Below are 21,535 nucleotides of genomic sequence, written 5' to 3'. Positions count from 1 at the left end.
TTTCGGCCTTAAAAACCCACTCGTTATAACTTTTAGTTATAACGAGTGGGTTTTAATTATTTTTTACTTAGTATGTGGCGCTATATTGTGGCTATCAGGCTAAACGAGCCATTTATTTTAGGGGTGTGATTAACGTGCAGTATTTACCTATCTTTACCAAACTCGACAACAAACCTGTATTGGTTGTTGGCGGTGGAGATGTTGCGTTGCGCAAATGCAGCGCGCTTTTAAAAGCGCGTGCCAGTATTACTTTAGTCGCTCCCAAATTTTGCCAACAGCTCATTGAACTTGCTAGCGAAAATAAAGTAACGCTTATACATGAGTACTTTAACGAGCAACATTTAAAAAATATGATGCTGGTAATTGCTGCTACTGATTTGGAACATGTAAATAGCCAAGTGTTTGAACTGGCTAATGCTCATAACATTTTTGTTAATGTAGTTGACGATCAGCCTAAGTGCACCTTTATATTTCCATCGATTGTCGATCGCAACCCAATCACAATTGCTATATCCAGCGCAGGCACTGCCCCGGTATTAGCGCGCCGTTTACGCGAAAAACTAGAAACCCTAATACCGCAACATATTGGCCCGCTGGCAACGCTTGTGGGTGGCTTTAGAAGCAAAGTAAAACAACGCTTTAAGCACTTTGCCGATCGTCGCCAGTTTTGGGAAGGCGTATTCGACTCATCTGTTGTTAGTAAAGTACAAACCGGCGACACCCAAGCCGCAGAGCAACAGTTAGAACACATGCTAAATGCTAAAGCCGAGCCCGAAGGCGAGGTTTATGTAGTAGGTGCAGGCCCTGGCGATCCTGAATTGCTGACACTTAAGGCACTGCAACTTATGCAACAAGCCGATGTAGTGGTTTATGACTATTTAGTGTCTGACGAGATCATGGAGTTAGTGCGCCGCGATGCCGACCTTATTTGTGTAGGCAAGCGTTTAGGCGATCACAGCGTAGCGCAGCAAGACACTAACCAAATGCTGGTCGATTTAGCCAAGCAAGGTAAAAAAGTATGCCGCATTAAAGGTGGCGATCCGTTTATTTATGGTCGTGGTGGCGAAGAAGTACAAGTACTTGCGGCTAACAAGGTAAATTATCAAATTGTACCTGGTATAACTGCCGCTGCAGGATGCAGTGCCTATGCGGGTATTCCGCTTACCCATCGTGACCACGCACAAGCGATTCAGTTTGTAACCGGGCATTGTAAAAAAGACGGCCAAGAACTCGATTGGCAATCGCTGGCTAAACCAAATCAAACCTTAGCTATTTATATGGGCGTGATAAAGTCGCCACATATACAAGCTGAGCTTTTAAAGCATGGCCGCAACGCCAACACACCCGTTGCCATTATTGAAAACGGCACCCGTAAAAATCAACGCGTAATTACTGGAAAGCTGGGCGAGCTTGCCGATTTAATTACGCGTAACAGTGTGGTTTCTCCTGCGCTGCTTATTATTGGCGAAGTAGCATCCTTGCACCAAGAGTTACATTGGTTTGGTGCCAAAGCGCAGACTAGCAGTTTTGCGCAACCACTTACCGATGTGGCATAAGCTTTATACATTTATTAGATTTTAACTTTTAATTATTTTAGTAGGACGACTAACAATGGCTTTAACTCACCTTCAGCAGCTTGAAGCTGAAAGTATCAAAATCATGCGCGAAGTCGCCGCTGAGTTTGAGAACCCAGTAATGCTTTACTCAATTGGTAAAGATTCGTCGGTACTTTTGCACTTAGCGCGTAAAGCATTTTACCCTGCAAAAATTCCGTTTCCGTTATTACACGTAGACACTAATTGGAAGTTTAGCGAAATGATTGAATTTCGTGACCGTATTGCCAAAGAATACGGCTTTGAGCTACTAGTGCATAAAAACCCAGAAGGCATGGAAATTGGTATAAGCCCATTCGAGCATGGCTCTGGTAAACATACCGATATAATGAAAACTCAAGGTTTAAAGCAAGCACTCGACAAATATGGCTTTGATGCTGCCTTTGGTGGCGCACGCCGCGACGAAGAAAAGTCACGCGCTAAAGAACGTGTTTATTCATTTCGCGATAAGCACCACCGCTGGGATCCTAAAAACCAACGCCCAGAGCTTTGGAATACGTACAACAGCCAAGTAAATCCAGGTGAAAGTATTCGTGTATTCCCACTGTCTAACTGGACCGAGTTGGATATTTGGCAATATATTTATCAAGAAAACATCGACATGGTGCCTTTGTATCTAGCAAAAGAGCGCCCAGTGGTTGATCGCGACGGCACCTTAATTATGGTTGACGATGAGCGTATGCCACTTTTGGAGGGTGAAGTGCCAATGATGAAGTCGGTACGTTTTCGTACTTTAGGCTGCTACCCACTTACCGGTGCAGTGGAATCAACGGCCAGCTCATTAACCGAAATTATTGAAGAAATGCTGCTATCTACGTCATCTGAACGTGAAGGTCGAGTTATTGACCATGACTCGGCAGGCTCAATGGAAAAGAAAAAACGTGAAGGGTATTTCTAATGGCTAATCAAAATAACGACACATTTAACGAAGTAAAAGCAATCGGTATAGACGCTTACCTAGCACGTCAGCAAGACAAAAGCTTATTACGCATGCTTACCTGTGGCAGCGTAGATGACGGTAAATCAACACTCATTGGCCGCCTACTGCACGACAGCCACCAAATTTATGAAGATCAGCTAGCAGCGCTGCATAAAGATAACGAAAAAGTAGGTAACGCAGGTGATGACCTTGATTTAGCATTGCTTGTAGATGGCCTACAAGCTGAGCGCGAGCAAGGCATAACCATTGACGTAGCGTATCGTTACTTTTCAACCGCTAAGCGCAAGTTTATCATTGCCGACACCCCAGGGCACGAGCAATACACGCGTAACATGGTAACGGGTGCATCAACCAGCGATGTGGCCATTATTTTGGTGGATGCGCGTTACGGCGTGCAAGTACAAACTAAGCGCCACAGCTTTATTTGTGACTCGCTTGGTATTAAGCAATTTGTTGTGGCTATTAATAAAATGGATATCGTTGATTTTGACGAAACTGTTTATGAAAAAATTAAAGCCGACTACTTAAAGTTTGCCGAGCAACTTAATGTAAGTAACATTAAATTTGTACCTATGTCGGCGCTTAAAGGCGATAACGTAGTTACTCGCTCTGTACATACGCCTTATTACACCGACAAGCCATTGCTAGAGTTATTAGAAGACTCGCCAGCAGCGCAAATCGACACTGACTTTGAAGCACGTTTACCGGTGCAGTATGTGGCGCGTCCTAACTTAAACTTTCGCGGTTTTCAGGGCACACTAGCCTCAGGCAAGTTACAAGTGGGCGATGCAATAAAAGTACTACCATCGGGCAAAACTTCTAGCATTAAAGAAATTGTTACCTTTGATGGCAACCTAGACAGTGCACAAGCTGGCCAAGCAATTACCGTTACGCTAAATAGCGAAATTGATATTAGCCGAGGCGATGTCATTGTACCTGCAAGTTCTACGGCAATAGTTACCAACCAGCTACAAGCTAAATTAGTATGGATGCACGAAACGCCGCTGCAACTAGGTAAAAGCTATAACTTTAAACTTGGTAGCAAAAACACCTCTGCTCAAGTTACTAAGATTGATCACACTATCGATGTAAATACCTTAGAGCATGGTAGCAGCGACACTCTACAGTTAAACGAAATCGCTATTGTAACGCTAGAACTTAGCGAAACTATTTTGGCTGATGAGTATCACAGTAATCACGAAACCGGCTCGTTTATACTTATCGATCGCTTATCTAACTTAACTATTGCAGCCGGTATGATAGAGCAAGTACTGCAAAGCCAAGCGCAGCAAAGTAACTTTAGTGCTTTTGAAGTTGAATTTAACACTTTAGTACGCAAGCACTTTCCGCATTGGCAAGCGCTTGATATATCAAAGTTATAATACTTTTTAGCCTGTTATAGGATATAAAGCATGATAGATCAGCTCATTTTAACAGGCATTATGCTTACCTTAGTCGGGTGCCTTTTTGGCACTCGGCTTAATCCTGCATGGCTATTTGTGGGAGCCATTGGTAGCAGCTACTTAGCAGGGCTAATAGATTTAGAAAGCATGTTAGTTAATTATACTAACCCGTCGCTAATTACTTTGGTGCTATTAATATTAGTGTCAATTGCGATTGAAAAAACCACCCTTATTCAAAAATTAGCGCAATCGCTATCGAGTGGTAGTTTAGTTAAATCAGTGACTAAATTGGGACTTTCGACCGCGTTTTTATCGTCGTTTACCAATAACACCGCCGTGGTTGCTTCCTTAATTACCGCGATAAAAGACAACCCCAATCACTCACCATCAAAGTTACTATTACCACTATCGTACACTGCTATTTTAGGCGGCACTATTACCCTTATTGGCACATCTACCAACTTAATCGTAAATGGTTTTGCCGTAGATGCGGGTATGGCACCACTGGGATTTTTTGACTTTACCTTAGTAGGTTTGGGCGCATTAAGCGTGGGCTTAATCACCATTTTAGTCATGTTAAAATACTTACCCGACAACGGTAAAAGCGACCAAGAAGTCGTACCTTTTTATCTTGAAGGTAAAGTACAAGCCGGTTCAAAGCTAATTGGTCGCACCGTAGAAGAAAATGGCCTGCGTGAACTTAAAGACTTATTTTTAGGCGAAATAATTCGCGATAACCAACGTATTTGTGCGGTCACGCCACAGCAAATAATTAAACAAAACGACATATTACTTTTTGTGGGCGATATAAAATCAGTCCCCCTACTTACGCGTTTCGATGGTTTAAAAGTAGTGCACGACAATCATCAAAAAGACATAGAACACTTAGTAGAGGTTGTCGTAAGTCAGTCTTCAAAATTTATTGGTAAAACCGTAAAAGAAGCCCGCTTTAGAGAGCAGTTTCATGCGGCCGTTATTGCTATTCGCCGCGGCCACGATCGCCTGCAAGGTGGTTTAGGGCAAGTGCACTTACAAGCAGGCGACTCACTAATACTCGCCCCGGGTAAAAACTTTTACAGCTTGCCTAATTTAAAGCGCGAATTTGTGTATATATCGGGGTTTGATTTACAAACTCACCTAGCGCCTAAACAGTCAAACATTGTGCTGCTAAGCTTTGCCGCTGTACTGGGCTTAAGTATTATTGGCTTAGTGCCGCTAGTTAAAGGCTTATTAGTATTACTGATTGGCTTTATGCTTTGCGGTACTATTAAGCTTAGCGAAGTAAAACGTCGCTTTCCTATTGAGTTACTCGCCGTAGTAGGCAGCGCCATAGGCTTAGCAAAACTAATGATAGGCACCGGACTTGCTGGGCAAATATCGGCGGCTATGTTTGTAGTACTTGGCGACTTTGGCCCATACAGCGCCTTTATCGCAATATTTTTAATGACAGTATTATTTACCGAGCTGATAACCAATAACGCCGCTGCAGCATTGTCGTTTCCGGTTGCCTATTCACTTGCCGTTGGCTTTAACGTAGACCCACTGCCATTTATTATGGCGGTTGCGTTTGGCGCATCAGCAAGTTTTATATCGCCGTTTGGGTATCAAACTAACCTTATGGTTTACAGCGCGGGTAACTATCGTTTAAAAGATTATGTAGTGATGGGCTTGCCCCTTTCTATTATTTATTCAATAACAGTATTAACCTTGATCCCGCTAGTATTTCCGTTTTAATACCGGCACGCACAGCATAAAGAGATAACTCACTATGGATGAAAATATTGTTTGGCATAACTACGCAACCACTAAAGCACAACGTAGTGAGCAAAAAAAGCATCAGAGCGCTATTATATGGTTTACCGGATTTTCGGGCTCCGGTAAAAGCACTGTAGCAAACGCGCTAGAAGCCGCACTTAATCAACAAGGTATTCATACTTACCTGCTCGATGGCGACAACGTACGCCACGGTTTATGTAAAGACCTAGGCTTTAGCGACGCAGACCGAGTTGAAAATATTCGCCGCGTAGGCGAAACAGCAAAGCTAATGGTTGACGCTGGCTTGTTAGTGCTTACTGCGTTTATATCGCCTTTTAGAGCAGAGCGCGACATGGTACGCAGCTTAGTAGATGACAAGGAGTTTATTGAAGTATTTATCGACACCCCACTCGATGTATGCGAAAGCCGCGATCCTAAAGGCTTATACAAAAAAGCCCGCGCTGGCGAAATTAAACACTTTACCGGCATTGATTCCAGTTACGAAATACCCATCAATCCAGAAATAATTTTAGATACCAGTAAAAACACGCTAGACCAATCGGTTGTTCAGCTGATAACGTATCTAAAACAACAGCACATAATATAGGTTAACCCCAATGAACCAAACCGAACTGCTAGAAGAAACCCTGATCCTTGCCCGCAAAGCGGGTAGCGCCATAATGGGAATTTATCAAAAGGACTTTAACGTTGAATACAAAGCCGATGAAAGCCCTGTAACCGACGCCGACTTAGCAGCTCATAAAATTATTGTCGCAGGGCTACAGCAGCTCACTCCCGACATTCCTATATTAAGTGAAGAAAACGCCGATATAAGCTGGGAAGTTCGCAAAGCATGGAAAAGTTACTGGCTAGTAGATCCTATCGATGGCACCAAAGAGTTTATTAAAAAAAATGGTGAATTCACCGTAAATATCGCACTTATCGAAAATGGCATTCCGGTTTTAGCCGTAGTAGACGCCCCAGCCCTTGGCGTATCTTACTTAGCAAGCGAAGCCATAGGCGCATTTAAAGACAAAGGCGATGAGCGCATAGAGCTAAAAGTAACTACCAAGCCAAACACAGGGTTAATACGCGTAGTTGGCAGCCGCTCACACCCCTCACCCGATTTAGCCGAATTTGTAAAACGCTTTGACGAGGTAGAAATGGTTTCAAAAGGCAGCTCACTAAAACTATGTTTAGTGGCCGAAGGCAGCGCCGATATTTACCCGCGCTTAGGCCCAACCTGTGAGTGGGATACCGGTGCAGGCCATGCCATTGCCGCAATAGCCGGCGCTAAAGTGACTAAACTTGATGGTAGCCCGCTAATTTACAACACCAAAGATGAGTATTTGAATCCGTATTTTATTGTTTCAGCTATTGAAGAATAAAGCGCCTAGAGCTGCGGGCTTTTAGCTACTAGCAGCTCTATGTCAATTTAAACACCGTAGGTTGGGTTGAGTGAAGCGAAACCCAACGCATAACCGCTGTTAACCACAATATTTTAATCTTCCAATTTCACCTCAAAAAACACTTAAATCGGTGCGCGTAAAAAGTGTGTAACGCCTAATGTGAGTTCGTTTATTGTCATGTAGTTGTCTTTATGTGATAGAGCTTTAAAGCCACACTTTAATAGTACGGCTTTTGAGGCGGGGTTATTATCTAGCACTAAGGCTTCTAACTTGTTAACTGCATAATGCTGAGCGGCTATGCTAATTAATTCGTTAAGGCAAAAACTGGCGTAGCCTTTACCTATGCTATTTTTAGCAACTCGATAACCCACTGCGGCAGTGTTTGTTTGCCCTGTTATATCTTTTAAATTTGCGCGCGCAACAATTTGCTCATTAACAATAAGCACACCCGAATAATGCGTACCTAATTGCATGTTTATAATGGCATCATAAATATGCATTTTAATGCCTAAATCGCGATAAAAGTAATCCTCTCTCGGCGGCAGCATTGATTCAAACCAAGCTTTATTTTCTGATTCAAATTGCAATAACATAGCTAAATGCTTAACTGACAAGGTTTCAAATATCACAAAAACTCCTGTTTTCAATCACTTTACAACCTAGGTGGAAAGTAGGGTTTACAATAATTATACTCTAGATTGCAGTGTGTAAACTTTAAACTTTATGGGGAAAAGCTATTAACCCCCTTTTTAAGTGCACCTTTCCTGCTTATTATTTTTAACGTTGAGCTAAAGCCACTGCCATTCTCTGCTCACTTTTATAACGCTGTTGCAAATTAATTACAGGCGTAACTGGTACGCTACAAATAAGCGAATATTAAGCTAGTTTATCGAATGAAATCATTAAGTAAAAACTATATGCTTTGCCGTCATTATTATTCTAAAAAAAACCTGGTGAGCTTATGCCCCCATCTCAAGATGCTACGCATTTTAATGCATCTACAGCAAAACAGTCTTCTTGGACTTTACACGACACACAGTGGACGTTAAGCCTATTTGGTACCGCCGTTGGTGCCGGTATTTTATTTTTACCTATTAATATTGGTATTGGCGGTTTTTGGCCGTTAATTATTATGGCGTGCTTAGCCTTTCCAATGACCTTTTTAGCGCACCGCGGTTTAGCGCGGTTTGTGCTGTCGTCAAAAAATAAAGATGCTGACTTTACCGATGTAGTAGAGGAACATTTTGGGGTGACCGCGGGTCGGCTAATCTCTTTACTGTACTTTTTATCTATTTTTCCGATTTTACTTATTTATGGTGTCGGTTTAACCAATACCGTAGACAGCTTTATGGTGAACCAGCTTGGTATGGAGTCGCCTTCGCGGGTGTTGCTTTCTGGTGTATTGGTTGCAGGTATGATTGGCTTAATGATGGGCGGCGAAAAGCTGATGCTTCGTGCTTTTGCTATTTTAGTTTATCCGCTTGTGGGCATATTGTTTTTTTTATCCTTGTATTTGATCCCTAGTTGGCAAATGCCGAATATGGCGCTGCCAGAAGTGGGCAGCTTTGGTAAAACACTGTGGTTGTCGATTCCTATTATTGTATTTTCGTTTAGCCACGCAGCGGCTATTTCGAGCTTTGTAAACGTACAACGCGGTCATTATGGTAATAAAGCGGTTGCTAAGTCTGAGGCGATATTAAAGCGCACCAGTTTACTGTTAATTACCTTTGTATTGCTGTTTGTGTTTTCGTGTGTGTTGTCCTTAACTGGCGAGCAAATGGCGGCGGCTAAAGCGGCAAATGTGTCGGTTTTATCGTACCTTGCCAATATTACTGACAATTCGTTTATTGCTACGCTTGGCCCATTGGTGGCGTTTATTGCGATTATGTCGTCATTTTTAGGGCACTTTTTGGGTGCACGTGAAAGCTTTACTGGCTTAGTAACTAAGCAGTCGAACATAAGCGCTAAAGTTGCCGATAAGGTAGGTGCTGTACTAATGTTTTTTGCTATTTGGTTTTGCGCGGTTAAAAACCCGAGCATACTCGATATGATGGATCAGTTATCTGGCCCTATTATTGCGATGATTTTATTTATTATGCCCATGATTGCTGTTTATAAAGTACCGGCATTACACAAGCATCGTAATCGTTTAAGCACCTTATTTATATTAGTGGTTGGCTCAATGGCGGTAATGGCTTTGCTTTACAGCATGCTTAAATAATACTAAATATACTGGCTATAAGCTTTTTAACACAAAAAAATGGCGCTCATTGAGCGCCATTTTTATTGACTATATTTTGCTATTTAATCTAGGTCTGGCAAGTTACGGCCATAGAATATTTCTTGCATTTCACGGGTCAGTTTAGAGCGAATTTCTTCCTCTTCTTCATCTGACAAATCATCCGTAGAAAGGCCGAATAAATAGGTATTTAAATCAGTCTCTTTTAACATCATTTTAGTGTGAAACAGGTTTTCTTGATACACGTTTACGTCCATCATTTGGTACGCTTCTTTGGTATCTTCTGTCATGAAGTTTTGAATTGAGCTAATTGCATGATCGATGTAGTGCTTAACGCCATTAATATCGCGAGTAAAACCACGTACACGGTAGTCAATTGTTACTACGTCTGACTCTAGGCTATGAATAAGGAAGTTTAACGCTTTAAGTGGCGATATTATGCCACACGTTGACACTTCAATATCGGCGCGAAAAGTACAAATACCGTCATCAGGGTGAGCTTCTGGGTACGTGTGTACACAAATATGGCTTTTATCTAAATGGGCAACCACTGAATCTGGTAATGGGCCTGGAGCTTCGTCAGCATCGTAATTTTGCTGCTCTTCTACCGGCTCTTCTGAAACCAAAATAGTTACGCTTGCACCTTGCGGTTCGTAGTCTTGGCGCGCTACATTTAAAATGTTAGCACCTATAATATCAACAACTTCACCTAAAATGTCGGTTAGTCTATCTGCACTGTACTGCTCATCGATATATTCAATATATTCTTTACGTTGTTGCTCGGTCTTTGCATAGCAAATGTCGTAAATACTAAAGCTTAAACTTTTAGTTAAATTATTAAAACCATGAAGTTTAAGTTTATCGAAGGGTTTGTTCATAATAAACCAACCTATAAATTAGTGAAATCTGCTCTAGCAGAATAAAAGTTCGCGGATTTTATACGAATTTTACTCATGGAAAAAGCGTTATTTTACTTGATCTTGCACAACTTCGTGGCTATGCGTAATTTTTACTGTTTTATCAAGCATTAATGCGACCGAGCAATACTTTTCAGCAGAGAGTGAAACAGCGCGTGCAAGGTGCTTTTCCGACACATTATTGCCCGTTGCTACAAAGTGTAAATTAACTTTGGTAAATACTCGTGGGGCAGTTTCGGCGCGCTCTGCCGTTAACTGTACTTCTACGTTGCTAAAATCTTGTTTGGCTTTTTTTAAAATGCTCACTACATCAACCGATGAACAACAACCGATTGACATTAATACCATTTCCATAGGGCTTGGTGCAGCACTGTCGCTACCACCGTCAAATACAACATTATGATTTGAATTAGAGCGACCAATAAAGGTATTACCTTCAACCCATTTTACATTTGCTTGCATTGTTATACCTCAAAAATTATTTTCTTGATTGTATACCAATCAGCTTTAATAAGTGAGCGCCCAGCAATAATATAAATTAGCTTGACTAAGGCACTTAAATTTATGCAAGGGTGGTAAAACCGTCAGCGCATTTAAAGCGTGCTACCGGAAAATATAGAAGGGTTGCGGGCTAAGAAACGGCGTTATCAAATAGGTTTTTAACCAAACCACCAAACTCATCAATAAACATGTGTTGCTCTACCGTAACAGGCCGCGAGGTGATGCTACTGAGGACTTCTTGTAAATCGTAAACTATGCCATCAACTTCACGCACAATTTGGCTACGCTGCTCTGTAGTGAGCTCTGTGTGCTGCTGACATATGAGCATTACGTTTTGTGCAATCACGTCTTCGATTAATTCCATAACCGTAGGTGCACCTGGTTTTATTTCACCCGGCTTTTCAAATAAAGCTAAGTTTTGAGTTAGGTACATAATTAAGTCGTCGTACCCTTGCCTATTTAAAACCATTACACGTATACCTTAAAAATAATTAATTCAGTAATTTAAGCAGAAAGCACTAATAATTACTAGCTTAGCGACATAGCTAATACAAAAAAAGCAGCCGAAGCTGCTTTTATAATTATTTAGTAGTAATTTTAGTCTATTTTTAAGCCTGGGCTTAATGTAGCTGGCATAGCAACTTTTTCAAGCTCTACTGATGCTACTGGGTATGCACAGTAATCGGCAGCGTAATACGCGCTGGCTCTGTGATTCCCCGATGCGCCAATACCACCAAACGGTGCAGCACTTGATGCGCCAGTAATTGGGCGGTTCCAGTTAGCAATACCAGCGCGAATACGGCGTAAAAAGTGCTCGTAGTCGGCAGCACTGTCGCTAAGTAAACCTGCTGATAAACCAAAGCTTGTGTCGTTGGCTTTATCAATTGCTTGGTCAAAGTCGTCAAAGCGGAATACTTTTAGAAGTGGTCCAAAATGCTCTTCATCTGGGAAGTCGCTAATATTTGTACACTCAATAATACCTGGTGTTACAAAGCCAGTATTAACTGTATGCTCAAGCTCTACCAATACTTGAGCACCAAGCTCAACAAGTTCGTTTTGCGCTTTAACCATACCGGCAGCGGCGGCTGATGAGATCATTGAGCCCATAAATGGCTGATCTGCATCGTCATAATTACCTACTTTAATCGCTTTAGTTGCGGTAATTAAACGCTCCAGGATTACATCACCTTTGCTACCCGTTGGTAAAAATAGTTTACGTGCACAGGTACAACGCTGGCCACTTGAAATAAACGCTGATTGAATAATATCGTGAACAACCGCTTTAGTATCTTCAACGTCAGTAATAATAAGTGGGTTATTACCACCCATTTCTAGCGCTAAAATTTTACCAGGTTGACCCGCAAACTGTTCATGTAAAATATGACCTGTGCGCGAAGAACCCGTAAAGAACAAGCCATCAATACCTTTGTGAGCAGCAAGGGCTTTACCCGTTGCTACTTCACCTTGTACAAGGTTAATTACACCCGCTGGTAAACCTGCTTTTTCCCACAGCTTAAGCGTAAGCTCGGCAACTTTAGGCGTAAGTTCTGACGGTTTAAATATAACCGTGTTACCCGCTAAAAGCGCTGGCACTATGTGGCCATTAGGTAAATGCCCCGGAAAGTTATACGGACCAAATACAGCTACAACACCGTGTGGCTTGTGGCGGATCATTGCGCGCCCTAGTGGCATTGCATTTTCTACGTCGCCAGTGCGCTCTAAAAACGCTTTTTCAGAAATGGCAATTTTACCAACCATAGCACCCGCTTCTGTGCGAGTTTCCCACAGTGGCTTACCTGTTTCTTGTGCAATAGTAATGGCTAGCTCTTCGCTGTTTTCTTTTAATTGCGCTGCGAATGCTTTAACTATTTCTAAACGTTCAGCAAATGTTTTATCAGCCCAAGCATAAAACGCTTCGCGCGCTGCGCTAACTGCAGCGTCTACTTGCTCTGCTGTTGCTGAGTTTGCTTGGAAAATAACATTGTTATTGGCTGGGTTTACTGAACTAAATTCGGTTCCTTGGCCTTGTGACCATTGACCATTAATAAATTGTGCAGGATGAGTCATTATACTTTCTCCTAAATTAAATCGTGGTTGCGCTTACGCTATCGCCCGCTTGTAAATACAGTGCATCGGCTACTTGTTGCGTTATTACTATGCTGCTCATGCGCTCATCGAACGTCATAGGCACTACAGTTGCTCTAAAGTCTGTAAGCTTTTCGTTGGCTAATAACACCATGGTGTCGCCACTTGGTTCACCTATTTCAACTTTAAAGTGTTTAGCATTGCGAATGGTGGCAATGTTATCTACTTTTGCTTCAACTGTGGGGCCGGCATCAAAAATATCAACATACCCATTAAAGGTAAAACCTTCACTTTTTAATAGCTCAATTGCTGGGCGTGTGTTGTCGTGTACTTTACCAATAACAGCTTGCGCATTTTTGCTGAGCAAATTAACGTAAATTGGGTACTTAGGCATTAATTCAGCAATAAATACTTTTTGGCCTATGCCTGTTAAATAGTCGGCAGTTGGAAAGTCCATTGAAAAAAAGTGCTCTTCTAGCCATTGCCAAAATGGGCTGCTGCCATTGTCGTCAGACACACCACGCATTTCTGCAATGACGGTTTGTGCAAAACGCTCTTGATGCTGTTTAATAAACATAAAACGCGATTTTGAAAGTAATTTACCGTTACTGTTTTTGCGGTATGCGTCTTTCAAAAATAATGTACATAGCTCTGTAGCGCCGGTGTAATCGTTACAAAGCGTTAAAATATCAACTGCTTTATATACGTTTAGAGTGCGTGAAGAATGAATCACTTTACTTAAATGATAGTGATAAAATGCATCATCTAAGCCAACAGCGGCTTCTATACCTGAGGTGCCAACTACTTCACCGGTTTCGGTGTCCTCTAGTACAAATAAATAACCTTCGTCGCCCGGCTCGGTAGCAGCTTTTGCAAATGAGCTAACCGAATGATCTATTTTCTTTTGCAATAACTTTTCATTATTAGGTAAAGAAGTAAAGCCATGACCCGATTCGTGGGCTATTTTCACTAATGCAGGGTAGTCACTTTGTTGGATTGGGCGAAGGATCATCATAAACCCGCTTACTCCCTTATATTATAACGGTAAATTAAAATTAGAGGGCAAACTAGGTCTGCCCTTAATAGATATTGTTTGGCTATGTTAAGCGCTTACAACACTGGCTACTGCTTTTTCAAAGCGTGCCATACCTTCACGAATGTCGGCTTCTGGGATAACTAATGATGGTGTAAAACGAACCACGTCAGCACCGGCAACTAATGACATAAGACCGTGCTCAGTACCTGCCACTAAAAACTCTTTTGCACGACCTTTGTATTGCTCGCTTACTACTGCACCAATTAATAAACCTTGGCCGCGAATTTCGCTAAACACGTGGTATTTATTATTAATTTCAGTAAGTAGTTGGTTAAATAATGCTGCTTTTGCTGTTACACCAGCAAGTACTTCTGGGGTATTTACAGTATCGAATGCTGCTTCAGCAACGGCGCACGCTAATGGGTTACCACCATAAGTAGAACCATGCGTACCTACTTTAAGGTGTTGTGCAATTTCAGTTGTGGTGATCATAGCGCCAATAGGAAAACCGCCGCCCAATGCTTTAGCCGTAGTTAAAATATCAGGAACAACGTTTAAACCTTGGTATGCGTATAAGTTACCTGTACGGCCAACACCTGTTTGCACTTCATCAAAAATAAGCAGTGCATTATGTTTAGTACATAAATCACGAACGCCTTGTGCAAATTCGTCAGTTGGCGAAACAATACCGCCTTCACCTTGTAGTGGCTCCATCATTACGGCACATGTTTTGTCGCTAATAAGGGCTTCAAATGCTGCTAGGTCGTTGTAATCACAATGTACAATGTCGCCTGGCTTAGGACCAAAACCATCTGAGTATGCCGCTTGGCCACCAACAGTTACGGTAAAGAATGTACGGCCGTGGAAACCTTTGTTAAATGCGATGATTTGAGACTTTTCTGCGCCAAATTGATCAAGGGCAAAACGACGCGCTAATTTAAGTGCTGCTTCGTTTGCTTCTGCGCCTGAGTTGGCAAAGTAAACTTTTTCGGCAAAGGTTGCATCAACCATTTTTTTAGCTAAGCGTAATGCTGGCTCGTTGGTCATTACATTTGATAGATGCCAAAGCTTTTCGCCTTGCTCTTTTAATGCGCCTACTAATGCAGGGTGGCAATGGCCAAGACAGTTAACGGCAATACCACCAGCAAAGTCGATAAACTCTCGACCTTGTTGATCCCATACGCGAGAGCCTTCGCCTCGAACTGGAATTACGCTTGAAGGTGCGTAGTTAGGAACCATTACGTGATCAAATAATTCGCGATTGACTGTCATTTTATTTCCTCTTAATTGTGTACATCACAAAGCCGTAAATAGCTGTGTGGTAACCTGTAGCATATGTGTTTTTTAGCAAACTCAGTATAGCGATATTTGCCTAAAAAGGGCTGTGTGGTTCAATTTTCAGACGCTTATTATTTCAGAAAACATTGATTATGTCTCTTCAAAAACTTTCATGTAACCCTTGATAATAAAGGGCTTGAGATATAATTTCATAGATAGTGAATAACTATTTGCTTGCTTTATGCAACTCGTTTTTAGCCAATAAAGCGCCTGAACAACGAGCGCGCCTCACTTTAAACGGGGAAATGTATTGAAAAGAGATAATAAAAAGTGAATGGATAGTCGCAAAAAAATTAACAAATTTAATCAATTTGAATAGCAAGATTATTAAAATTGCTTGCTTGGAGTGCTTTTAGCTCTTTTTTGGTGAACTTAAAGTACGAAAACCAACTAAGCGTTTCATCCGGTTCAACTAGCTGATGCTGCTTTAGCGTTAAGTACTGAGAGTAACATCGTGCTTTTAGCATTACCTGCGTTAAAGGCAGCGCTGTATCGCCTTTTTCTACCCCATTAACAAGTTGCTGCATTACGCTATTAAACGGCAAATACTTAAAGGCCATTTTTTCAATTATTTTAGCGCTAATAGCCAACGACTGTTCGCTCAGTAAGGTGGTTAAAAATAAAGGGTCTGGTTTTAGCTCTAACAATGCAGTATGCAAGCCTTTATTCGCTGTAGTGCGAGCAAATTGTACTTTTCGCTGCCAAATTTGCTCAAACACTTTTAAATATAAACGCACTAAGGCTATTTGCCCCACGTTTAATAACATCCCTAAAGTAAAAGCATGGCTTGGGTTAACCTCGTTAACTTCAGCAATTTTTTGTGCCGCAATAGCATTCGCCATGGTGCTTTCTTTTAAGCGCCTTTTTAGTAACGAAAAAGGCTCTGTGCTATAAGGCATCCAATGGCGCACTGCAAAAGTTGGTACTACTAGCTGTAAGTTATCTAGGCCAATATAACGCAGCGCTAAAGCGGGGCTATCTACTTTCACTGCGGTATTTTTGCTGCGCTGATTACGATAATAAGGCAAGTTAACTAAAGTAACTAACTCTCTGCCAAGCCAGCTTAGGTCGTTAACTAAAGGCTCTAAGCGCCCAACCGATGCGCTTTTTGTGGCTAAAATATCTAACATGGCACATACGCTGTCCTCTACACCTATGGTGTTTTGAATAACACTGTCTATATCGCTAAGCTGCTTAGACATCATTTTTTCTATTGCTTTATGCAGTTGCTCGCTCGCTGCTGCACGATATTTATGATGCGCGGTACTTTTTAGCTTGCGCTTTTGCTGAGCGGCAACCTCTACTTCAAGTAATGTGCGTTGCTTTAGTGGTTCGCCATAGTCCATTTCTAGCGTATGAATAAAGCCAATTTGTTGATGAGCAAAGTTATGACCAAGCAGCAAATCATGTGCTCGTTGATTAAGCATTTTAACAATACGCGGTTGCTGCACTATTTCGGTCATGGCTCTCTGCCTTTAATGTAATGATATTTACTTAATACTATAAGCTTAGAAGCGAGTTAAAAAGTTATCAAGTAACGCTAAACCTTGCTCAGTTAAAATAGCTTCCGGATGAAATTGTACACCTTCAAGTGCTAAGTCTGTATGTAATAATCCCATAATTTCGTCAAACTCACCTTGCTGGGTTTGTGTCCAGGCTGTTACTTGCAACTCTTTAGGCAGCGACTGTGCCTCAACAATTAAAGAATGATACCGACATACCGTTAAGGGCTTAGCTAAACCTTTAAATACTCCTTGATCGCTATGGTAAATTGGCGATGTTTTACCGTGCATTACTTTTTTAGCACGCACCACCTTTGCTCCTAAGGCTTGGGCAATAGTTTGATGCCCTAAGCAAATTCCTAAAATAGGATACTGCCCTTTTAATTGCTCAACAATACTTAATGAAATACCCGCTTCGCTTGGGCTTTTAGGACCGGGTGATATAACAATATGTTGAGGATTTAACTGCTTAATTTGGCTAAGCGTTATTTGGTCGTTGCGCTTAACCAGTACCTCTTGATCTAAACGCTGAAAGTACTGTACCAAGTTATAGGTAAACGAGTCGTAATTGTCGATCATTAAAAGCATGTAATAAAGCACTCAAAATAGTTATTGTTTGCGAGGAGTTGTTGCATTTTGTATTCTAACTTAAGCATCTTTGAGTGTCAGTGCTTTGTATAGTGATATATAAGTATTTCCGTAATAATAATTAATAACGGCTATGTGTTGATTTATACTCAAGCAACCCCCAGCTCTAATATTATGGCGTACATAAATACCCATACAATCTGAATTTAACTAAACCCTAAGCGTGTTATTTTTAAAACACATTTATTACACGCACCGTTAAGGAGTACCTATGTTAGGCGAAGATCATTCATTAACTCAAGACTTTCCTGAGCACCTAAATACCATTAAAAAACTCAATAGCAATGATCCAGAGTTTGCAGATAAAGCCAAAAAATACAACGCGCTTGATAAAGAAATTCGTACCTTAGAGCTGCAAGACGCGCCTATCGATGACGAGGAAATGCTGCAATTAAAACATGACCGTGTGGTGTTAAAAGATTGGCTACATCAACAATTGTTAAAAGCCAGCTAAGCGCAATTTATACCCATTGTATTTAAGAGCCCTCTGACTTATGGGCTCTTATTACTCTTGCTTCTTAATATACACTGCCACCACCCTTGGTATAAATTACAGCGTTATAGCTATAACAGCCCTTCCTAATATTTAAAAAGCATTGCTATTAATTTAACTTGCAGACAAGCTATCTGTATCTAAGATAAATAACGTTAAGCTTATGTCTAAATACATACTCTCGATTGATCAAGGAACTACCAGCTCTCGGGCTATTTTATTTACCAAAGATGCCAAGGTAGTTGATACTGTTCAGCAAACATTCCCGCAGCACTTTCCCAATAATGGCTGGGTTGAGCATGACCCTAACGATATTTTACAAACCGTACTAAGTACCTGTAAAACAGTACTGGCTAATAACCAGGTTACAGCCGAGCAGGTCATTGCCATTGGTATCACTAATCAGCGCGAAACCACTTTAGTATGGAATAAAAAGACTGGCCAACCAATTTATAATGCCATTGTGTGGCAAGATCGCCGTACCAGCGAGTATTGCGAGCAAATACGTAGCGATAAACTCAGTAAAAAAATTAGCGATAAAACCGGGCTATTATTAGATCCGTACTTTTCAGCCACTAAAATTCGCTGGATTTTAGATAATGTTGCCGATGCACAGCAACAAGCGCTAGCCGGCGAGCTAGCATTTGGTACGGTTGACAGTTATTTACTGTGGCATTTAACCGCTGGCAAAGTACACCGTACTGATGCCACCAACGCCTCACGTACACTATTATTTAATATACATCAGCAATGTTGGGATGAAGAGTTACTAACGCAGTTTAATATTCCACACTCTATGCTTCCAGAAGTGATGGACAGCGCAGCCGAGTTTGGCAGTACCAACAGTGAAATTTTTGGTGAACCGATTAAAATTTGCGCTATGGCGGGGGATCAGCAAGCCGCATTAATTGGTCAAGCTTGCTTTAAAGAAGGCATGGCTAAAAGTACCTACGGAACGGGCTGCTTTTTAATGCTTAATACGGGCGATAAAGCCCTTACCTCTAATAACCGCTTATTAACTACTGTGGCTTACAGGCTCAATGGTAGAGTGACCTACGCTATAGAGGGCAGTATTTTTATGGCGGGTGCCACTATGCAATGGATTGTTGAGGGCTTAAAGCTACTTGAACATGCCGGCGACAGCGAGGCTATGGTCAAAGACGTGCCACTGGATCACGGCGTATTTTTAGTGCCTTCGTTTACCGGTTTAGGCGCCCCATACTGGGATGCCAATGCCCGTGGTGCTATTTTAGGTTTAACCCGTGATTCGGGCATTAGCACTATAGTAGCAGCGGCGCTGCAGTCTGTTGGCTATCAAACCAAAGATTTACAAAAAGCCATGGAAGGTGATGGCCTGCGCCCAAGTATTTTGCGCGTGGACGGTGGCATGGCAAAAAATAATTGGGCCATGCAGTTTTTAGCTAATATTTTAGGCGCAAGTGTGGAACGCCCAGCGCTAACAGAAACAACCTCTCTGGGTGTTGCCTATTTAGCAGGGCTGCAAACTGGGATTTATAAGTCAACGGAGCAATTAGCTACTATGTGGCAATGCGACCGTCGTTTTGAACCAACCATGAGCATAGATGAACGTAACGATTTATACGCAAAATGGCAGCACTGTATAGCACAAGTCACACTTTCAAATAACGCAACAAAAGACGACTGCTAATGCGATAGTGTTATTGGCTATTGATATGCCATCGCTTAAATTAATAAAGAGGTATTCAGTGAAATTACTCGATAATGAATATGATTTACTGGTTATTGGCGGTGGCGTTAATGGCACTGGTATTGCGGCTGACGCCGCCGGTAGAGGCTTAAAAGTATTACTATGTGAGCAAAATGATTTAGCCTCTGCTACATCATCAAGTAGCAGTAAACTTATTCATGGTGGACTACGCTATTTAGAGCATTACCAATTTAGGCTAGTAAAAGAGGCACTTAAAGAGCGTGAAGTGTTATTAAAAAATGCCCCACATATTATGTGGCCGCTATCTTTTAGGCTGCCACATCAAGCGCATTTACGCCCTTACTGGATGATTAGAATTGGGTTGTTTATATACGACCATCTTGCCAAACGCATTACTTTACCCGCATCAAAATCAATTAAATTTACCCGCGATAGTATATTGAATAATACTATTACCCGCGGTTTTGAATACGCTGATGGCTGGGTTGATGATTCGAGGTTAGTTATTTTAAATGCGTTAGCAGCACAGCAAAAAGGTGCAACCATTTTAAGCCGCACGCGCTGTATTAAAGCAGTTCGCAATAACAATAATTGGAGTGTGACCTTAGAGCAACAAGGTAGCAAAAAGCAATGTTCTATAGTTGCTAAAGGAGTTGTTAATGCAGCGGGCCCTTGGGTTGCATCACTTTTTGATGAGGTAATTACTGGGCCGTCGCCACATAATATTCGCTTAGTTAAAGGCAGCCATATTATTGTGCCGCGTATTCACACTGAGCCGCAGGCCTATATTTTACAAAATAAAGATCAGCGTATTATTTTTGTTACCCCATTTGAAGATGACTATTCACTGATTGGCACTACAGATGAAGAATACAGCGACAATATAGCAGATGTAAAAATTAGCGATAAAGAAGTCGATTACTTAATTGGCATTACTAATAATTACTTTAAAAAACAACTTACTCATAACGACATAGTGCATACCTTTAGTGGTGTACGCCCCTTACTAAATGATAACTCATGCGACGCACAAGCCGTTACTCGCGACTACAAACTGATATTATCGAGCAATAATAACCAGGCACCAATGCTAAGTGTATTTGGTGGGAAAATTACCACTTATCGCAAGCTCGCTGAAAACGCAGTAAACGAACTCGCCAGCTTTTATCCGCATATGGGCCAAACATGGACAAAAAACACTCCATTACCCGGTGGCGACTTTTCATCAAAGGTAGTATTAAAGCAACAACTACAGGTAAAGTACGCATGGTTGCCTGAGTTTATTTTAAATCGCTTTATACGCAGTTACGGTACTGGCACTTATACCCTACTTACAGATGCCCAAAGCGTAGCTGATTTAGGCCAGCATTTTGGCCATGGTTTATACGCCACTGAAGTAAATTATTTAGTTAATAGCGAGTGGGCTAGCAGCGCCGAGGATATATTGTGGCGTCGTAGTAAGTTAGGTTTGCGTTTTAATACTGAGCAAATAACAGCGCTGAGCCAGTATATTCAAATTATAATGGCTCAATACCGCTGTAAACATTTACCAAACTAGCTAGCCGGGGCTAAATGCTCATTAAGTGACGATTTTTCAGATACTGAAAGCGATTGCTTTGCTTTTGCTGCAAAATCGTAACGTACCAATACCGTTTTACCAACTGCACAGCAGTTACCTTGCTGGTGAGCTTCTTGGCGTAATACAAATGAGCTGGTACCTACATGCTCTACTGAGGTTTTAATGGTTACTTCATGGCCATAAAATAACTCACCAACAAACGACACTTCGACTTTGGCAATAATTAGCTTCCAGTCATGTGGGTTTAAATCTGGGGTAAAAAACCTAAAAATAGGCGCACGCGAAGCTTCAAACCATACAGGGAGTACGGTATTGTTAATATGTCCTAGCGCATCTGTTTCACTAAAGCGCGGCATCACTTTTTCAATAAACATAATAATCCAATAA

The 21,535-nt window shown here is 41.5% G+C and carries 20 protein-coding genes; 10 read left to right on the top strand and 10 right to left on the bottom strand.

The window, feature by feature from the left end:
• Nucleotides 1-134 precede the first annotated feature (134 nt).
• Genes cysG through cysQ form a run of 6 tightly spaced genes read left to right on the top strand, consistent with a single transcriptional unit; the run spans nucleotide 135 to nucleotide 7,099 of the window.
• On the top strand, nucleotides 135-1,556 hold the full coding sequence (cysG, locus tag H5058_RS06295) for a siroheme synthase CysG (protein ID WP_182677334.1): 1,422 nt from the start codon (nucleotides 135-137) through the stop codon (nucleotides 1,554-1,556).
• Nucleotides 1,557-1,611: 55 nt separating this feature from the next.
• Nucleotides 1,612-2,511 (top strand): sulfate adenylyltransferase subunit CysD, encoded by a 900-nt coding sequence (gene cysD, locus H5058_RS06290; protein WP_011326930.1) that lies wholly within the window; start codon nucleotides 1,612-1,614, stop codon nucleotides 2,509-2,511.
• Complete coding sequence (gene cysN / locus H5058_RS06285; RefSeq protein WP_011326929.1) at nucleotides 2,511-3,935, top strand: sulfate adenylyltransferase subunit CysN; 1,425 nt, start codon at nucleotides 2,511-2,513, stop codon at nucleotides 3,933-3,935. Before cysD ends, cysN begins: the two co-directional genes overlap by 1 nt.
• 30 nt (nucleotides 3,936-3,965) lie before the next feature.
• Nucleotides 3,966-5,690 (top strand): SLC13 family permease, encoded by a 1,725-nt coding sequence (locus H5058_RS06280; RefSeq protein WP_086995169.1) that lies wholly within the window; start codon nucleotides 3,966-3,968, stop codon nucleotides 5,688-5,690.
• 34 nt (nucleotides 5,691-5,724) lie between these two features.
• Nucleotides 5,725-6,318: an adenylyl-sulfate kinase gene (cysC, locus tag H5058_RS06275; protein ID WP_011326927.1), complete on the top strand. Its 594-nt coding sequence runs from the start codon at nucleotides 5,725-5,727 to the stop codon at nucleotides 6,316-6,318.
• Between the two features lie 10 nt (nucleotides 6,319-6,328).
• Nucleotides 6,329-7,099 carry a 3'(2'),5'-bisphosphate nucleotidase CysQ gene (cysQ, locus tag H5058_RS06270; RefSeq protein WP_086995166.1) on the top strand — a complete coding sequence of 257 codons (771 nt, stop codon included), beginning with the start codon at nucleotides 6,329-6,331 and terminating at the stop codon, nucleotides 7,097-7,099.
• A 143-nt stretch (nucleotides 7,100-7,242) separates the two neighbouring features.
• On the opposite strand, the gene H5058_RS06265 is transcribed toward cysQ, so the two are convergent.
• A complete protein-coding gene (locus H5058_RS06265) occupies nucleotides 7,243-7,749 on the bottom strand; it encodes a GNAT family N-acetyltransferase (protein ID WP_182677332.1) in 507 nt (168 codons plus the stop codon).
• Between the two features lie 332 nt (nucleotides 7,750-8,081).
• Here H5058_RS06265 and H5058_RS06260 point away from each other — a divergent pair, with 332 nt between their 5' ends.
• Complete coding sequence (locus tag H5058_RS06260; RefSeq protein ID WP_182677330.1) at nucleotides 8,082-9,341, top strand: aromatic amino acid transport family protein; 1,260 nt, start codon at nucleotides 8,082-8,084, stop codon at nucleotides 9,339-9,341.
• An 83-nt stretch (nucleotides 9,342-9,424) separates the two neighbouring features.
• On the opposite strand, the gene speD is transcribed toward H5058_RS06260, so the two are convergent.
• The 8 genes from speD to H5058_RS06220 all read right to left on the bottom strand — a co-directional run bounded on the left by speD (nucleotide 9,425) and on the right by H5058_RS06220 (nucleotide 17,326).
• Nucleotides 9,425-10,237: an adenosylmethionine decarboxylase gene (gene speD, locus H5058_RS06255; protein WP_011326917.1), complete on the bottom strand. Its 813-nt coding sequence runs from the start codon at nucleotides 10,235-10,237 to the stop codon at nucleotides 9,425-9,427.
• An 87-nt stretch (nucleotides 10,238-10,324) separates the two neighbouring features.
• Entirely contained in the window at nucleotides 10,325-10,738 is a 414-nt protein-coding gene (locus tag H5058_RS06250) for an OsmC family protein (protein ID WP_011326916.1), read from the bottom strand.
• A gap of 169 nt (nucleotides 10,739-10,907) precedes the next feature.
• A complete protein-coding gene (locus H5058_RS06245; RefSeq protein WP_011326915.1) occupies nucleotides 10,908-11,246 on the bottom strand; it encodes a DUF3802 family protein in 339 nt (112 codons plus the stop codon).
• A 128-nt stretch (nucleotides 11,247-11,374) separates the two neighbouring features.
• Complete coding sequence (astD, locus tag H5058_RS06240; protein ID WP_179807397.1) at nucleotides 11,375-12,844, bottom strand: succinylglutamate-semialdehyde dehydrogenase; 1,470 nt, start codon at nucleotides 12,842-12,844, stop codon at nucleotides 11,375-11,377.
• 16 nt (nucleotides 12,845-12,860) lie between these two features.
• Entirely contained in the window at nucleotides 12,861-13,877 is a 1,017-nt protein-coding gene (astA, locus tag H5058_RS06235) for an arginine N-succinyltransferase (RefSeq protein WP_011326913.1), read from the bottom strand.
• 87 nt (nucleotides 13,878-13,964) lie between these two features.
• Complete coding sequence (locus H5058_RS06230) at nucleotides 13,965-15,170, bottom strand: aspartate aminotransferase family protein (RefSeq protein WP_011326912.1); 1,206 nt, start codon at nucleotides 15,168-15,170, stop codon at nucleotides 13,965-13,967.
• Between the two features lie 368 nt (nucleotides 15,171-15,538).
• On the bottom strand, nucleotides 15,539-16,699 hold the full coding sequence (locus tag H5058_RS06225; protein WP_182677328.1) for an HDOD domain-containing protein: 1,161 nt from the start codon (nucleotides 16,697-16,699) through the stop codon (nucleotides 15,539-15,541).
• A gap of 45 nt (nucleotides 16,700-16,744) precedes the next feature.
• Nucleotides 16,745-17,326 (bottom strand): aminodeoxychorismate/anthranilate synthase component II, encoded by a 582-nt coding sequence (locus H5058_RS06220; protein WP_011326910.1) that lies wholly within the window; start codon nucleotides 17,324-17,326, stop codon nucleotides 16,745-16,747.
• A gap of 271 nt (nucleotides 17,327-17,597) precedes the next feature.
• Here H5058_RS06220 and H5058_RS06215 point away from each other — a divergent pair, with 271 nt between their 5' ends.
• The 3 genes from H5058_RS06215 to glpD all read left to right on the top strand — a co-directional run bounded on the left by H5058_RS06215 (nucleotide 17,598) and on the right by glpD (nucleotide 21,127).
• Nucleotides 17,598-17,840 carry a YdcH family protein gene (locus tag H5058_RS06215; protein ID WP_011326909.1) on the top strand — a complete coding sequence of 81 codons (243 nt, stop codon included), beginning with the start codon at nucleotides 17,598-17,600 and terminating at the stop codon, nucleotides 17,838-17,840.
• 202 nt (nucleotides 17,841-18,042) lie between these two features.
• Nucleotides 18,043-19,548 carry a glycerol kinase GlpK gene (gene glpK, locus H5058_RS06210; protein ID WP_182677326.1) on the top strand — a complete coding sequence of 502 codons (1,506 nt, stop codon included), beginning with the start codon at nucleotides 18,043-18,045 and terminating at the stop codon, nucleotides 19,546-19,548.
• A 58-nt stretch (nucleotides 19,549-19,606) separates the two neighbouring features.
• A complete protein-coding gene (gene glpD, locus H5058_RS06205) occupies nucleotides 19,607-21,127 on the top strand; it encodes a glycerol-3-phosphate dehydrogenase (protein ID WP_179807394.1) in 1,521 nt (506 codons plus the stop codon).
• Here glpD and H5058_RS06200 read toward each other — a convergent pair.
• Complete coding sequence (locus H5058_RS06200; RefSeq protein WP_011326906.1) at nucleotides 21,124-21,522, bottom strand: thioesterase family protein; 399 nt, start codon at nucleotides 21,520-21,522, stop codon at nucleotides 21,124-21,126. The two genes, glpD and H5058_RS06200, sit on opposite strands and share 4 nt — an antisense overlap.
• Nucleotides 21,523-21,535: the final 13 nt, after the last annotated feature.

The organism is Pseudoalteromonas sp. SR45-4, assembly GCF_014163535.1.
GTDB lineage: Bacteria > Pseudomonadota > Gammaproteobacteria > Enterobacterales > Alteromonadaceae > Pseudoalteromonas > Pseudoalteromonas nigrifaciens.
Note: the sequence above shows the minus strand (reverse complement) of the source record. Positions and strands in the feature narration are given on the sequence as shown.